The sequence below is a fragment of the Methanobrevibacter sp. genome, assembly GCF_045611865.1.
Lineage (GTDB): Archaea > Methanobacteriota > Methanobacteria > Methanobacteriales > Methanobacteriaceae > Methanocatella.
In genome coordinates, this window is the sequence record NZ_JAZKXX010000080.1 from 1 (window position 1) to 16,493 (window position 16,493).

Sequence of the window (16,493 nt, forward strand, 5' to 3'; positions counted from 1 at the left end):
TCTATCCTCTCTCAAAACCATAAAAAACACAACCAAGAAGTTAATTAACTCTAATAATAGATTGTACTTCCTAGTATAAATAATTAAAGGATAAAAAAATAAGAAAAAAATTTTAAACACAAAAATTATGAGTCGGCCTCAAAAAGAGAAAATAAATAAGGATTGAATCCTTATTTTTTAACAATTACCTTATTGGTATTGGTTATACCATTGTAAGTTGTTTTAATGGTGTATTTGCCAACCTTTAAGTTCTTAGGTATGTTAAGAGTAGCTATTCCTTCTGAATTAGTTTTGATTTTGTAGGTTTTACCTTTAAATTTGATTGTAACTAACTGTTTTGGATATGCTTTTCCTTTTGAGTTTAAAACCTTTACCTTAAATTTGGCAGCTTTATTAACCTTTTTGGATAAGTTTTTGGTTACTAATGTCTTTTTAATGGTAATTTTGTTTTTAACACTATATTTACCATAAGAAGTGGTGACGCCATATTCTCCAGGTTTTAATTTTAGTTTTAAAGTTGCAACACCGTTTGAATCAGTTGTAACCTTATAAACCTTGTTATTTACCTTAATTTTAACAGTTTCGTTAACCAATTTACCTGTAATGTCACTTAAACTTACTTTGTATGCAATTTCTTCTGCGGTATAGTATTTGGTTAAATCACTGCTTTCAATTTGAATTTGAGCGTTGACATCAATCTGAATTTCACCATTCACAAATTGTACATTTAAATAACCGGTTTTTGGAGCTGTATATAAAATAGAGCCTGAGAATGACATGTTTTCATAAGGTGCGAACTTTCCTTTTTTATCAACAGAATTTTCAACGGCATATCTAATTAAAACCTTATCATTTGCATTAACAAAGTCTCCATCATGGGTAAAGTTGATTACCAACCAGTTTTTAACAACACTAGGTTTTAACACTACATTTGTATCATAAACAGTATCTCCCCAGAAGTTATAGTCAGCATCCATATCTGAAGGTGCAGATAATGCAGTCCTGTAACCTGTACCGATTAATATTGTGTTGTGTACTGTACCATTTGCTCCAAACCAGTAAATTCCACCATCGAAAAATGAATTGTTCATGATTATTGAAGACAAAACTGTACCGTTTGCTCCAGTCCAGCATATTGCAGAACCACACCATGCGCTGTTTTCGTAAAACTCGGAGTTTGTAACCAAACCGTTATCTCCTCTCCACATGATGGCTCCACCAGTGTCCGGATAACCTACACTATTTTTTATGAAAATACATCCATCAATATGACCATTTGTACCATTCCAGGTGATTGCACCACCCTCGTTTAGTTTAGCACCTACCGGCCTTATTCTGATAATATGAATAATCATTCCATTTTCATCTATGAATATCTCTTCTTGGTCAAACGGATCCTCTTCTAGTCCGCTTCCATGGTTATCTGTAAAGTTGGAATTTACTAGATTTCCATTATTTCCGTTCCAGTAGATAGCTCCACCACCAAGAAATGGGCCGAAATATCTTCCAAGCGCATTTCCATTTTTAAAATTAACGTTTTTAATAGTTACATTATCTGCAGTAATGTTAAATATTCTTGATAAATGACGTCCGTCCAAAGTATGGCCTTGTCCATCGATTATGATTGATTTTGAAATTAAAATTCCTTTAATTTGACCGTCAATATATACATAATCAGAATCTAAGACTAACAAACCTCCTTCAGGAGTATCATTAACTAAAGCAGATAAGTCTTCAAAACTGCCAACATTGCCAAATATTACATTTGACAAATTCACATCATAAAATCCATCTATTTTATTTTCATTTTCAAAAATGGAATTTACCACATTTGTATTAGGACAATTGTTAAATAAGTCATCCGGTGAGTTGCCAACAAATACTGAATTTGAAATAGTGATATTATCTCCACTTAAATCGATTGCACCACCATTATATTCTGCTTTGTTGTTTTTAAATCTTGAAGAAGTTATTGTAATATTTCTTGACCAGTCCACAGATATTGCACCACCATTTAAGCTTGCGGTGTTGTTTATGAAATTACAGTTTCTAACTATGACATTATTTGCTGAAATGTAGAGTGCACCACCTTCACTTTGTACAATCTGGATATGAATAGCTGACGGGTCATAACTGTAGCCGTCAGTTAGGCTTACTGCCGGACCATAATTGACTTTATTATTCTCAAAACTACAGTTTTCAATTAATCCATTATTACCTTCCCATAAAACTGCCCCACCAGCAGAACTGGCGACGTTATTTATGAAATTACAATTAATTAAAGATCCATTATCCCCTAACCAGGAAATTGCTCCTCCTGCAAGACCTGTTAAGTTAGAATTAATAAAATTAATGTTTTTTATTGAAACATTACTTGCATTAACCAAAAATACTCTTGATACATCAGGAGCACTGATAGAATGATTATTTCCATCAATAGTAATTGATTTAGATATAACAATCTGACTTGATGAGTTTGTGCTTTCATAGTCATGGTCTAAAGTGAGTGTCTGATTTGCATTTTCAATATCATCTGACAAATCACTAAAATCATCAGCAGCACTTACACAAGCAATTGTTGTAAAAATTAAAGCAAGTATTGCGAAAGTAAAAATTATCTTTTTGATATGAAAACCTCCTAATAATTTCTCAACTTTAGTTAATTTGTTATCAATAATATATAAGACTTAGTAAAAAACAGGTTACATCTTTAAAAAACAAAGCAATTTAAATAAATAATATACATGAGCTGGTTACAATTTAGCAATTATTGCAAAAATAGTATCAAATAGTGCGGGGGACGGGACTTGAACCCGCGAAGGGACTGACCCACTAGGCCCTCAACCTAGCGCCTTTGACCGCTCGACCACCCCCGCATAAAAACAAAAGTAGTTATAAAAAAATATCTTTTTTAAGTTATATATACTTAACTATTTTAAGCCAATTTTATTGTAACTTCCATGATTTTTTCATTTTTTAAATCTTCAATTAAGTTACTGTCAAGATCTTTGGCTGCCTTATCCGCCTTAATCATCAATGTCCTAGAACAGGTATAATCACTCTTTCTTATGACAATATCGCTAGGATGAGTTAAACTTAAATCTTCATGACCATGACCAACAATTTCATCATGCCCGTTTTCAGTATCTAAGATTACTGTAACTTTGGTTTTTGAATCCGCAAGTTTTGATTTGAAATCGCTTGGAAAATCCAACATGCATTTGTTCATATCAGTTCCTATGATACAATCAGCAGTTGGACCAATTTCCACATCCTTTGTAATCTCAAAAGTTGATTTATGGTGTGAGGTAACATTTTTATGGCCTTTAGTTTTGAGTTTAAAAATCATAATTAAATATTTCATTTAAAAAATTAATAAAAGTTATCATGAGAGGTTGCTACTGTTTAATCATCAATCTAGAAAAAAACGAAGAAATACCAATCGGAAAATTAGGAGAAATTGATTTCAAGAAAGGTTATTATGTATATGTAGGTTCAGCAATGAATTCATTAGAATCCAGGATTAATCGTCACTTTAAAAAAGACAAAAAACTTCACTGGCATGTTGATTACCTATTAGCAAATCAAAATTGTGAATTGGTTGATGCAATCTACAACATTTCATCAAAAAAAGTGGAATGCGAACTTTCAAGGGAAATTTCTAATAATAATGGCGTTGATGGCTTTGGTTGCAGTGATTGTGATTGTAACAGTCATTTATATTATTTCAAAAACAAAAAGGAAGCTATTGAATGTGTTTTAAGAGCATATGATTCAATAGCTATGGAATGTGAATTTTTTAAAAAATGAAACCCAATTTTTTCTTGTGCTTATATGAAATTTCAAAGGAATCCAATGCTAATTTCCTTAAAACTTCCTTATCACCATCAGTTATGCCAACAATCTTTTGCCAATCACTTTCTAGAGAAGCAATCTCATCCAAAATAGCCAAACCATCCTCAGTTAGCCTGCAGTCATAGGCAAGTCCATTATCGGGGTTTTCATCAATTTCGATTAAACCTTTGGCTTGCAATTTCTTATATTTTTTCAAATATAATTTTAAATGCAAGTTAAACAAATCAGTTTTTTCTGATTTTTCATACTGTTTAACCCTTATACGTTTATGATGAGGTTTTTCATGCTTTTTAACTTGTTTTAAAAGTTTTAGTTGGCTTTCATGCAAGTGAATGCTTAAGTTTTCACGAACATATGTTATCTTGGACTCTTCAATAATCCCAATTAAAGAAGCTGAATCCATATTTTCTATTGCCTTTTTGTGTGGATGTGCCATATTCTCACCATTATTTCATTTGACCGAAAATTCCCCTCATGATTCCTTTTGTAACTTCACGAGCTGCAGTATTCATTGCTTGTGAAGCTGCTTTTTCAACCATTTTCTGTTGAGATGATTTTTTCTTGCCTTTTTGTGTTCCTCCAGCTAAAACACCACCAATAATATCTCCTAAAACAGATTCCTGAGGTTGTTGAGGTGCTTCATTTGGAGTTTCTGGAATCACTTCCTGATTTTTGACTTCCCCAATTATTTCCTTATCGACTTGAGGAACTTCGCTTTCAATGTTTGGATTTGAATCTATTTTATCAAGTAACATCTCATAAGCGGAAAGTCCATCAACGGCTTCAAAGTATTTCGGTTTCATTTCTGATAAATTGATTAGTTCGCTTCTTTGAGCATCATCAAGTGCACCAATATAACTTTGTGGAGGGACAATGTCCACCTGTTGAACTATGCTTGGAACCCCACCCTCTTCTAAAACGGACACTAAAGCCTGACCGATTCCAAGATTTGAAATTACTTCTGCTGTGTCGAATTCAGGGTTTGGTCTAAATGTTTCTGCAGCTACTTTAACTGCCTTTTGGTCTTTTGGAGTGTATGCGTGAAGTGCGTGTTGAACCCTGTTTCCCAGCTGTGCCAGTATATCATCTGGAATATCGGCAGGGGACTGTGAAATAAAGTATAAACCTACACCTTTTGAACGGATTAATCTTGTAATTTGTTCTATTCTTTTTCCAAATTCAGGTGAGATATCATCAAATAGTAAATGTGCTTCATCAAAGAAAAATACGAATTTAGGTTTGTCCAGATCTCCTACTTCCGGCAAATTTTCATATAAACTGGATAACATCCATAAAAGAAATGTTGAATAAAGTTCCGGTGATAAGGATAATTTTTGAGCATCTAGGATGTTAATTATTCCTTTTCCATTATCATCAACACACATGAAATCATTTAAATCCAATGCCGGTTCACCGAAAAAGTCATTTCCGCCTTGGTCTTCTAAAGTTATAAGGCTTCTTAAGATTGTATTTGCAGATTTTGCAGCAATAGCTCCATATTCACTTTCATATTTATCTTTATTTTCAACAACATGATTTATCATTGCCTTTAAGTCTTTTAAATCAATGATTAAAAGTGATTCATCATCTGCAACTTTAAACACTATGTTTAACACACCAGCTTGTGCTTCTGATAGGTTTAAAATCTTTGAAAGTAAAACTGGACCCATTTCAGATAATGTTACTCTTACTGGAAGACCCTTTGTGCCGAATAAATCCCAAAACTCAACTGGATATGCCCGGTATTTAAATCCTTTATCTGCCAGTGAGTATTTTTCAACGTTTGTTTTAATCTTATCCGTTTCAGAACCGATTTTTGCAAGACCTGAAATATCCCCTTTCATATCTGCCAGAAATACTGGAACTCCCATATCTGAAAATGACTCGGCTAAAGTCTTTAGAGTTATGGTTTTACCTGTTCCTGTTGCGCCTGCAATCAGACCATGACGGTTTGCAAGCTTTGAAAGTAAAAACACGTTTTGACTTTCATTACAACCTATTAAGATTTTATCTTCTGTAAACATTTACATTCACCCGTTTTCAATTTTCTTTATAAGATAATTAGTTTTTTTAACTATATTATTTTTATCAAATGATTTTGAAATTCTTTTAATTGCATCTAAATTTTTAACGTAATTGTCCAGCCATGAGAATATGTCTCCTGGATAGACCTGAATCTGATACTTTCTAAATAACTTATTTGAAATGTCTTGTGGGTCCTTACCCTTCAAACGTTCATGAATGATTACTTCAGATATTCCCCTTTGCATGCATGCACAGAACGGCCTGTCCTGACATTTGCACTGCATAAAATCACTTTGAAGAGCAATTAAAGCATCCTGATATTTTTTATCGAGCTTTTCAATGGCTTCACCAGATGAAATTATATCCAAAGTAGATTCGGCAAATAATCTTGTTGAAAATTTAATTTTTAATGCATTGGAGATTTGATTGTGAATAACACTTGAGAGATACGCATTTTCAAACATCTCCAAGTCCAGTGCCATTGCTAAAATCAGTACCTTAAGCTTATCATATTTTTCCTTTTTCTTATACATCGGAGACAAGCCGACATAATTTTTTAAGTAGTTTTTATCGTTTAATGTGTTTTTAATAAATTCCGCTTCAGGGATTGTTAAAAACGATACTGAAGTTGCCCTCCCATATTTGGTGACTTCCAGGCCATTATTTGCCTTAATATTTATTAATCCCAAATCTTCCATTTCATTAACAGTTATCTTAAGTGAAACCGGAATATCAATGTTTTTATAAAATTTATTTAGCTCATCAATTGAATTTATTGATGTGGAGGATATGTCTGCAAGAATTTGTTCATAGCTTGATTCCTCATCATATTCAATATATACATCCTCACTATTGCTTTCCAAAAGTTCCAAGGCCATGGCCTCTTCGGATTCCCCTTGAAAATCGTTACCAATTTCAGGAAGCAAATATACAATACCCCTGTCATGATATGATGGTCTTCCGGCACGTCCAAGCATCTGTGAAAACTCATTCGGATTGATCCATTTATTTCCCATGACCAAAGAGTCAAATATAACCTGTGAAGCCGGAAAATCAACACCTGCAGCAAGAGCTGCTGTTGTAACAACACAGGAAATCTTACCCTTGTCAAAATCCTTTTCTATTTTTTCCTTTTTATAATATGATAAACCAGCATGATAAGCCTGAGCATTGATTCTCTTATTGGTAAGGAAATTTGCAATTTGGTGAGTCTTGCGCCTTGAATTTGTAAATATAATAGTTTGGCCTCTAAAACCCTTTTTGGATTTTGTATTATATTCCCTCCGAGTTAGCTTAGCCATCAGATGACGTTTTTGAGATTCATTTCGAGTGTAGACCAAGTGTCTTTCCAATGGAACTGGACGCTCATCATACTTAACAAGCTTCATGTTAAACTCGGAAGCTAAAAATTCAGGGTTTTTGACTGTAGCAGACAAACCGATGATTTGAGTTTTAGGATATAAATTCTTTAAACGCTTAATAAGACCATTTAAACGAGTTCCACGGTCTTCATCATCAATCATGTGAATTTCATCGATTAATACAACACCCAAATTGCTTAAAGCATTTGAGTTACCATTACGCAGGAGATAATCGATTCCTTCATAAGTTGCAACAACGATGTTTGCTCCGGATATATCTGAATCAGGGAAATTCAACTCTCCCTTTGCCTTAACCCTGTTTCTTCCAACTTTAATAGCTACATTTAAACCTAATTTTTTATATTTCTTTTTAAAATCACGATACTTTTGGTTTGCAAGAGCAACCAAAGGAGTTAGGAAAATGAATTTTTTGCCCTTAAGCGCTTCGGTTATTCCAGAAAGCTCACCAACCAACGTCTTACCAGAACCGGTTGCACTTACAACAAGCAAATCCTCACCCTTCAACAGCCCCTCCTTAATAGCAAGATACTGAACCGGCAATAATTTGGTGTTGCCTGAGTCCAGAAGAACCTGTTTAAAGTTTTTTGGAATTTTTAAACGTTTCATATCAACTGGCGGGACAATATGTCTTGGTTTTCTGGTTTTATCAAATAATGTTAATTTCCTGTTTTTCAACGGGTCAAAATGAGGATCCAAAACTGATAAAGTTTTCTCCAAGCTATTGGTTTTTTCCAAGGTTTTCTTAAGATTTCTGAAAATCTTTTTATCAAACCCCTGAAGTTTAATTTCCTGTTTTATAGTATCCAATGCACAATCCTTACAGATCAATTGATTGTGATATTTATAAGAATAAGAAGAGTTTACGATGGTAATGTTTCCCTCATATGCGCAATAGTCACAAACCTGAGTGTGCCTGACTTTAATGTTTAATGATTTTAGAAATTTCTCAACCTTCTCGTCTTTTGTTGCAAGAAAAACAGCTTGAGAGCGTAAAAGTTTAGTTACTTCACCAGGAGGAATTAATTTTTCGTTTAAGCTAGAATTATCCTTGAAATTATAATCTGCAACAAACCTTGAAATAGATAAAGATTCACCATCATCCTTGAATTTGATATTTCCAACAAATTCTGGCTCCCTTTTGTGATTTAGAGCTCCCTTTGGTGAACCAATCGGATATAATCTCCATTGTTTTTTAATCTTTTTTAAAACTAGCATTGCTTTTTAATATATTTTTAATTGTTAATAAAAATAGTGATTTGATTAATCGATGTAATCAAATCTGGTTTCTAAAATAAATATCAGTGCAAAGGCAATTATTGCAACAATCAAACATGGCAACAAGCCTGATATGTTCATGCTTACTGAGTTTACTATCTCAACTGCCGGCACTTTTAGAGATCCAAGCATAACTCCAATAAGAAATGCCATGGTCAGTTCTTCATAATTTTTAAGCAGGTAGTTAAGGATTTTTGAAAACCCAAGTATTCCAATTATCGCTCCTATTACAAAAACAATTATTTCTGAAAAGTGCAATTGGTGAAGTGCATTAAGCATGTATTTGTATTGTCCGAGCAGTAATAATAGGAATGAACCTGAAATTCCCGGTAAAATCATGGCACAGATTGCAATCATTCCGGAAATGAAAATGACCAATAAAGAATGGTTAGCAGCAATCGGATTTAAGCTTACAAATATGTATGTTAAGATACAACCGATTAAAGCACATAACAAATGTTTGAAATTGATTTTATCTATTTTTTTAAACAATATTACTGCTGAAGCTATAATTAAACCTAGGAAAAATGAATAGGTTAGGGCAGTGTGTACATCCATACAGTATGTTACGACTTTTGCAAGTGTTAGAAATGCCACTCCAATACCTAATATTAACGGAATGAAGAACTTGAAGTCAATTTCATTTAGAAATTGCTGCTTAAATCCCTTTAAATCTCCTTTGAAAAGTGGTTTTACAAAACCGAATTTAATGTTACTTATTGCTTCTACCAAATGAGCATAAATACCTGTTATCAGTGCTATTGTTCCTCCGGATACTCCAGGAACAATGTCAGCAGAACCCATCAAGATTCCACGGATAAAGATTAAAAAAGCTTCCTTAATATTAAAATTCAATTTCATCACCTGCAAAGTACTTAATATAATATCTTATTTAAACTTTGTTAAATAATTTATTAAATTAAAAAATTTAAAAAAGAATTAATTTAATTATTTAAATAATTTTCCTCACCAGGATACAACTCTTTGTGAATATTAACTTCTTTTTTAAATAACTCATTAATTCTATCTTTATCAGGGATTTTCTTTTTGTTTTTCTTAAATATTTCAACAAAAACAAAACGCCCTTCCTTCTTTATCAAACAAGAATGTTATTCTAAAACCTGAATTTGCACCCCTATTTATACCCTCACAACGAAATTTTTTAATAATAAAAGCAGGAACAGTTACATAATTTTCCAAACCAGAAATATGTATGCAAATATGGGATTCAAACTTATCGGACTCATTTAAATGTTGAATTAAAACATCATATAACAACTTAAAATCTTCCTTAGCAGTAGGACATTGACGTTTAGAAAAAATCTTATTGAATTCCTTTTTAAACTTGTGATGGTATTCAAACGTATAACCTTTATAATAAGTCATCGTAGTCCCTCACAGAGTATTCGGGATCACGGTAAAAAACAGATTCATAATTTAGAGGCTCACCTTCATTTGCTAACCTCCATGGAATATCACCATGAGAATACTCGCTTATTTCCTTAGATAAAAAATGAGAAATTCTGTTGATGGTATCATCAATTACTTGTAGTTCTTCACCAGATAATAAACTGGTATCCGGTTCTTTTAAAGAAGAATATTTATATTTTGGGTAATTGATAACTACTTCAGAACTTTCTTTAATTTTGCCTTCCTCAACTAATTGAGATACTGCACTAAGGAAATGAGATGGAACAGGACCCATTCTTTTACAAATATAAGTTTCTCCACTAATAGCTTTTTCATATAATTCATAATTATCGAAATCAGAGAAATATAATAACTTATACAATACAACTCTGCCAAAATTATCCATAAACTCGCATCTACTGATAATATAATGTACCATTGATTTGAATTTTTCAGGATTGTAAATTATATTGTTATTCATTTAAATTCCCCTAAATCTTCATATCAATTAATATTTTTATAATTAACTTACATTTATATAATCTCATTAGCGAAATTACTATTTTCCAATATCTTCAACTAATTCTTTTGCATAAGGAGTGATGTTTTCATCAAGCATGCGCTCTAAAAACTCACCGGTATAGGTTCCTGATTTTGCGACCTCTTCAGGTGTTCCGGTTGCAATAACCTCACCACCACCATCACCACCTTCAGGACCCAAATCAATAATGTGGTCTGCTGTTTTGATAACATCCAAGTTATGCTCAATTACAACAACAGAATTGCCCGCATCAGTCAATCTTGCAAGCACATCAAGTAATCTCTTGATGTCTGCAAAGTGAAGACCTGTGGTTGGCTCATCAAGAATATATAATGTTTTTCCAGTACTAGTTCTTGAAAGCTCTTTTGCAAGTTTGATTCTTTGAGCTTCACCACCAGATAGTGTTGTTGCAGGCTGGCCTATTTTCATGTATCCCAATCCTACATCGTATAATGTTTGAAGTTTTTTAGTTATCTTTGGAATGTTTTCAAAGAATTCCAATGCTTCTTCAACAGTCATTTCCAAGACTTCATAGATGTTTTTACCTTTGTAACGAATATCTAATGTTTCTTCATTGTATCTTTTACCGCCACAGACTTCACATGGAACATAAACATCTGCTAAAAAGTGCATTTCAATTTGTACGATACCGTCACCTGAGCATGCTTCACATCTTCCACCCTTAACGTTGAATGAGAATCTTCCCGGTTTGTATCCTCTTGCCTTTGACTCTGGAGTAGATGCGAACAAGTCCCGAATATCGGTAAATACGCCAGTGTATGTTGCAGGGTTTGATCTTGGTGTTCTTCCAATCGGTTTTTGGTCAATTGCAATTACCTTATCAATGTTTTTAAGGCCTTCAATTTCTGAGTATTTACCTGCAAATGTGAATTTTTTAGATAATTTGCCTTTGGTTCCCTTATATAATATATCATTGATTAAACTACTTTTACCTGAACCACTGACACCAGTAACGCAAGTGAACTTGCCCAACGGGATTTCAACATCAATATTTTTAAGGTTATTTTGACATGCGCCCTTAATTTCAATGACCTCCCCATTTCCAGGCCTTCTGGTATTTGGAATGTCAATTTTTTCAGCTCTTGAAATATATCTGCCAGTAAGTGAATCAGGGTTGTTCATTATGTCCTGAGGTGTTCCCTGAGCTACCACTTTACCACCATGCTCACCAGCACCGGGTCCAATGTCTACAACATGGTCTGCTGAAAGGATTGTTTCTTCGTCGTGTTCAACAACAACCAATGTATTTCCCAAGTCTTTAAGTCTTTTTAAAGCTTCAATGAGTTTTATATTGTCCCTTTGGTGAAGACCAATACTCGGTTCATCCAGAATGTATAAAACACCTACCAGACCTGAACCTATTTGAGTTGCTAGACGAATCCTTTGGGCTTCCCCACCTGAAAGGGTACCTGAAGACCTTGACATTGACAGATAATCGAGCCCCACTTCAACCAAAAAGCTTAAACGTTCCTTAATCTCCTTAAGGACTTCCTTTGCAATGAAGTTTTCACGCTCGGTTAATTCTAAATCATTAAAAAACTGGTATGAATCCTTAATTGCCAAATCACAAACATCAATGATTGATTTACCCCCAACAGTAACAGCAAGAACTTCAGGTCTAAGCCTTTTACCATCACAAACATGACACTTTCTATCGCTCATGAACCTTGAAATGTATTTTCTTGAGTAATTAGATTTGGTTTCAAGGTATAATCGCTCCATTCTTGGAATTACACCCTCAAATTTACGATTAACCATGTATGATTTGTTTCTTCTTTTGAATGTAAATGGAATCTTGTCATTACATCCATATAAAATAGTATTTTGATATTCCTTGTCAAGCTCTTCAAACGGAATATCCATTGAGAAGTTAAAGTGCTTTGAGACCGCCTCAAGCATCTGATAGTAATAATTTTCCTTTTTGGATGATTTTGACCATGGAGCAATGGCACCTTCATTTAGTGTTAAAGTCTTATCCGGAACTATCAAATCAGGATCTATTTCCATTTTGGAACCTATTCCGTTACATTCAGGACAGGCCCCCTGAGGAGCATTAAATGAAAACATCCTTGGAGTCAGCTCTTCAAAGTTTATTCCACAATCGACACAGGCAAAATGCTCTGAGTATTTTTTTTCATATTCATCATCATCTGTTGTAAAAAGAACTGTGATTAATCCTCCTGCAAACTCGGAAGCTGTTTCAAGAGAATCGACCAATCTTCTTTTAAAGTCAACATCCTTTCTGATTTTTAATCTATCTACAACAACATCAATGCTGTGTCTGTATGTTTTTGCAAGGTCAATATCCTCTTCCAAATCCCTAATTTCTCCATCAACACGTACACGGACAAAACCCTTGTTTCTAAGCTCATCAAGAACGTCCTTGTGTTGACCTTTTTTATCACGAACAACAGGAGACAGTATTTGGATTTTGATTCCTTCACCTTCCTCAATTATTGCCTCCCCAATTTGTCCTATGGTTTGCTGTGAAATTTCACGTCCACAATTAGGACAGTGTGGAATACCGATTCTTGCGAATAATAATCTCAAATAATCGTAAATTTCTGTAATTGTTCCAACAGTAGACCTTGGATTTTCCCTTGTTGTCTTCTGGTCAATTGAAATGGCCGGAGACAAACCCTCAATGGATTCCATTTCAGGTTTTTTCATCTGCCCCAGGAACTGTCTTGCATATGCTGAAAGCGATTCAACATATCTACGCTGTCCTTCAGCATAAATAGTATCAAAAGCAAGTGAAGACTTTCCGGACCCACTGATTCCTGTAATAACAATGAATTCGTCACGTGGGACACTAACGTCAATATCCTGCAGGTTGTGCTCACGTGCGCCTTTTATGACAATTTGTTTTTTGGTCTCTTGTGACATGATTAACTCCTCAATTTAGTTATATGATATTAGAACAAAATAGTATTTAAAGTGTTTTGGAGAGCATTTGTGAAGTAATTAGTTCACAATAATTAATCCTCTAATTTTATCAAAATCGGAATCAAATGTTGCAATCTTATTAATGCCATTTTTAAACATTGAATTTAAAATAGTGCAGTCTGAATAATTAATGGAAGAATCAAAATCCAAATAAATATCCATAGCTTCATCATAATCAACAGAATTAAGATATTTAATATCAAACATTTCATTAATTATTTTATATAATTCTTTTCCCAATTTACCGCCTTTTCCAGTGAAAGCATTCAATGTTTCATTTAATACAGTATTATTAATCACTTTTCTATCATGAATATCTTTACTAACTTCTAATGCATTCTCATGAAGAGGATCTGTTTTAATAAGTAAAGCAATTAAAAATGTCGTATCAACAAATATCACTAAAACTCGCCTCTACCAGATTTTCTTTTTAAATCAACAACATCAGTTTTTTCATCAAGAGATATAGCAAAATCTGCTAAATCAGACAATGGTCTTTGTTTTTCCACTTCCACAATAATCATATCCTTTTCAACTCTCCATTTAAGAGTATCTTCAATATGAATGTCAATTTGATCACGAATTTTACTTGGAATAACAGTTTGAAATCCTTTGTATATCTTTGAACTTACAACACTATCCATATAAACACACCTACCTAATAATATGTTATAACTGATATTTAATATTTTAGGATTATATAAACCTAAAATTAATAAATACTAATAAATCATATTATTTATTTAAAGATACTTTAAATAGATATAGTTAGTCTTTTAAATTTATAGACTAATAAATGTTTCTATATTAAGATATAACAATATTATAATTAGTTAATAATAAAATTAAGTCTTATCAATATTGCAATAGAATGATTTTCTCTAAACTGAAAAAATTATTAAAAAAGAGTCTGTAAAATTTCATAGGCTTCTTTCAAATTTTATTTTTTTACACTTGAAATTTCACTTCGATGAAAATTCGTTCTAATTTTTCTTTAATTTCAAAATAAACAATTAAAAATAGTAAATTACTTAAATAAGTGAGGACAAATAATAATTTATGACCAAACAAACCTTAAATGTCCTCAATAATAATATAGACTTTATACAACTTAAACTTTACGATTTTTCTGACGAAAAAATTGATCAAGAAAAAATCATTTCAGAAAGACTCAATAAAAAACCAAAAATAGAAAATACAAATCAAAAACTATTTTTAGATGAAAATAACACTTTCAAATATGATAATCCAATCTGTCCAGTTTGTGGGAGCCACAAAATAATTAAAAAAGGCACAATAACAAAAAACAAACAAAATATCAATGGAAAAACCACAGAATTCAGAGAACAGCAATATCAATGCAAAAAATGTAACAAAAAATTCGGAATAAGTAACAATCCATTAATAAAAAACAACAAACAGTATTTACAGGAAATAATTGATAAAATACCTGAAATAATGAAAATTGGATATCAATCACTGCGCAAAATAAGTAAATACTTCCAAATATTTCTTGGAATACGAATATCTCACCAAACAATCCGAAATTGGTCAAACCAAAATCACGAAGAAACAATCACCAACAAAAAATTCGAATATTCAGGCTACTATTTATATGATGAGCAATTTTTAAGGCTAAATGGAGTCAGACACTACAGATTAACTTTATATGATGCAATACTCAATATTCCAGTCTCAGAAAGAATCGTACGTCGCAGAATACCAAAAAATACAAAAAAATTTATCCTAGATTCAACGGCAAATAAACCATTTATTTGCTTAACAACAGACTTATTCCCAATGTATCGTAACGTAGCAGATGAAATAGGAATAAAACATCAATTATGCAAATTTCATTTATTCCAAACAATAAATCATAAATTAAAAGTATACTGTAGACGAAACAAGATAAATGGAAAAGCAAGAGACCATATTTACGAAAATGCAAATGAATTAAAAAATTGTTTCAGACAAAATTCAAAACAAGAAGCAATAAATCAATTTAAACAATATTTACAAAATTACAGAGCTATTCCAGTCGTATTAAAAGATTTCATAAGAAAACACATCATCATGCACTTTCACAGATACGTAGAACACTTAGATGACGAAAATATAGAAAAAACTTCAAATAAAGTAGAAAACTACTACAGACAAACCAATCCAGAAAAAATAAAGAAATTATACAAGACTAAAAATGGAATTCTAACCTTTTTAGACTTCCAAATGCAAAATTGGACACAAAAACACATAAAAATTAAATAAGCCTATATAATTTTACAGACTCTTAAAAAAGAAAAAAATTTTCTATTAACAGAAAATATTTCACAACTACTTGTCAAAACCCTTCAAAGCATATAATTTGTTTCTCAAATCGGCAGCCCTTTCAAAGTCAAGTCTTGAAGCTGCATCCTTCATATCCTTTTCCAAGTCACGGATAAGCAATTGAAGTTCATCCTTAGGAATATTATCAACTTTAGTACTGATACCCTTGTATTTTTCATCTTCAGTTGCAAGTTTTTCTTTTAGAGTTCTTTGTGTTGATTTTGGAGTGATTCCATGAGTTTCATTGTATTTCATTTGGAGTTTACGCCTTTTAAGTGTGATATCATATGCGTTTTTAACAGAATCAGTCATTTCATCCACATACATGATTACACGGCCGTTGACGTTTCTTGCGGCACGCCCAATGGTTTGAATCAGGGATGTTTCGTTTCTTAAAAATCCTTCCTTATCCGCATCCAGAATAGCTACCAAAGAACCCTCAGGAAGATCCAACCCTTCCCTTAAAAGGTTAACACCAACCAAAACGTCAAACTTGCCACGTCTCAAGTCATCGACAATGTCGATTCTCTCCAACGTATCAATTTCAGAGTGCATGTACCTTACCTTAACACCTATTCTTGCATAGTAATCGGTTAAATCCTCTGCCATTCTTTTGGTTAATGTTGTAACAAGTACACGTTCATCCCTTTCGGCTCTTTTTTTAACCTCACCAAGCAAATCTTCAACCTGGCCTTCAACAGGTCTTATAATTA

General features: G+C 32.8%; 14 protein-coding genes and 1 tRNA gene. 2 read left to right on the plus strand and 13 right to left on the minus strand.

The genetic code is table 11. The features are described from left to right. Positions 1-170: 170 nt before the first annotated feature. The 3 genes from ACKI32_RS10360 to ACKI32_RS10370 form a co-directional block, all read right to left on the minus strand. Positions 171-2,540 carry a right-handed parallel beta-helix repeat-containing protein gene (locus ACKI32_RS10360; protein ID WP_407416143.1) on the minus strand — a complete coding sequence of 790 codons (2,370 nt, stop codon included), beginning with the start codon at positions 2,538-2,540 and terminating at the stop codon, positions 171-173. Positions 2,541-2,792: 252 nt separating this feature from the next. Then, a tRNA-Leu gene (locus ACKI32_RS10365) sits at positions 2,793-2,876 on the minus strand. 59 nt (positions 2,877-2,935) lie between these two features. Then, entirely contained in the window at positions 2,936-3,349 is a 414-nt protein-coding gene (locus ACKI32_RS10370) for a DUF371 domain-containing protein (protein ID WP_407416145.1), read from the minus strand. Between the two features lie 38 nt (positions 3,350-3,387). Between ACKI32_RS10370 and ACKI32_RS10375 the strand changes: the two genes are divergently transcribed. Beyond that, positions 3,388-3,810 (plus strand): GIY-YIG nuclease family protein, encoded by a 423-nt coding sequence (locus ACKI32_RS10375; RefSeq protein WP_407416147.1) that lies wholly within the window; start codon positions 3,388-3,390, stop codon positions 3,808-3,810. Here the strand turns inward: ACKI32_RS10375 and ACKI32_RS10380 are convergent. The 9 genes from ACKI32_RS10380 to ACKI32_RS10420 form a co-directional block, all read right to left on the minus strand. Continuing rightward, positions 3,800-4,291, minus strand: coding sequence for a hypothetical protein (locus tag ACKI32_RS10380; RefSeq protein ID WP_407416149.1), 492 nt, complete (start codon positions 4,289-4,291; stop codon positions 3,800-3,802). The genes ACKI32_RS10375 and ACKI32_RS10380 overlap by 11 nt on opposite strands. Before the next feature lie 10 nt (positions 4,292-4,301). Next, positions 4,302-5,879, minus strand: a complete 1,578-nt coding sequence (locus ACKI32_RS10385; RefSeq protein WP_407416151.1) for a helicase HerA-like domain-containing protein — start codon at positions 5,877-5,879, stop codon at positions 4,302-4,304. A 6-nt stretch (positions 5,880-5,885) separates the two neighbouring features. Continuing rightward, positions 5,886-8,477 carry a DUF5814 domain-containing protein gene (locus ACKI32_RS10390; RefSeq protein WP_407416153.1) on the minus strand — a complete coding sequence of 864 codons (2,592 nt, stop codon included), beginning with the start codon at positions 8,475-8,477 and terminating at the stop codon, positions 5,886-5,888. A gap of 45 nt (positions 8,478-8,522) precedes the next feature. After that, complete coding sequence (locus ACKI32_RS10395; RefSeq protein WP_407416169.1) at positions 8,523-9,341, minus strand: DUF368 domain-containing protein; 819 nt, start codon at positions 9,339-9,341, stop codon at positions 8,523-8,525. Positions 9,342-9,602: 261 nt separating this feature from the next. Further along, on the minus strand, positions 9,603-9,923 hold the full coding sequence (locus tag ACKI32_RS10400) for a hypothetical protein (RefSeq protein ID WP_407416155.1): 321 nt from the start codon (positions 9,921-9,923) through the stop codon (positions 9,603-9,605). Beyond that, the gene (locus ACKI32_RS10405) at positions 9,910-10,428 is read right to left on the minus strand and encodes a Panacea domain-containing protein (protein ID WP_407416157.1); all 519 of its coding nucleotides are present in this window, start codon (positions 10,426-10,428) and stop codon (positions 9,910-9,912) included. The genes ACKI32_RS10400 and ACKI32_RS10405 overlap by 14 nt, the downstream gene beginning before the upstream one ends. 78 nt (positions 10,429-10,506) lie before the next feature. Next, positions 10,507-13,395, minus strand: a complete 2,889-nt coding sequence (gene uvrA / locus ACKI32_RS10410) for an excinuclease ABC subunit UvrA (RefSeq protein WP_407416159.1) — start codon at positions 13,393-13,395, stop codon at positions 10,507-10,509. 78 nt (positions 13,396-13,473) lie between these two features. Next, the gene (locus ACKI32_RS10415; protein ID WP_407416161.1) at positions 13,474-13,857 is read right to left on the minus strand and encodes a type II toxin-antitoxin system VapC family toxin; all 384 of its coding nucleotides are present in this window, start codon (positions 13,855-13,857) and stop codon (positions 13,474-13,476) included. Then, a complete protein-coding gene (locus ACKI32_RS10420) occupies positions 13,857-14,099 on the minus strand; it encodes an AbrB/MazE/SpoVT family DNA-binding domain-containing protein (RefSeq protein ID WP_407416163.1) in 243 nt (80 codons plus the stop codon). Before ACKI32_RS10420 ends, ACKI32_RS10415 begins: the two co-directional genes overlap by 1 nt. A gap of 415 nt (positions 14,100-14,514) precedes the next feature. Here ACKI32_RS10420 and ACKI32_RS10425 point away from each other — a divergent pair, with 415 nt between their 5' ends. Further along, positions 14,515-15,720 carry a transposase gene (locus tag ACKI32_RS10425; protein WP_407416165.1) on the plus strand — a complete coding sequence of 402 codons (1,206 nt, stop codon included), beginning with the start codon at positions 14,515-14,517 and terminating at the stop codon, positions 15,718-15,720. A 66-nt stretch (positions 15,721-15,786) separates the two neighbouring features. On the opposite strand, the gene ACKI32_RS10430 is transcribed toward ACKI32_RS10425, so the two are convergent. Continuing rightward, on the minus strand, positions 15,787-16,493 hold a 707-nt coding region (locus tag ACKI32_RS10430; RefSeq protein ID WP_407416167.1), incomplete at its 5' end, for a helicase-related protein.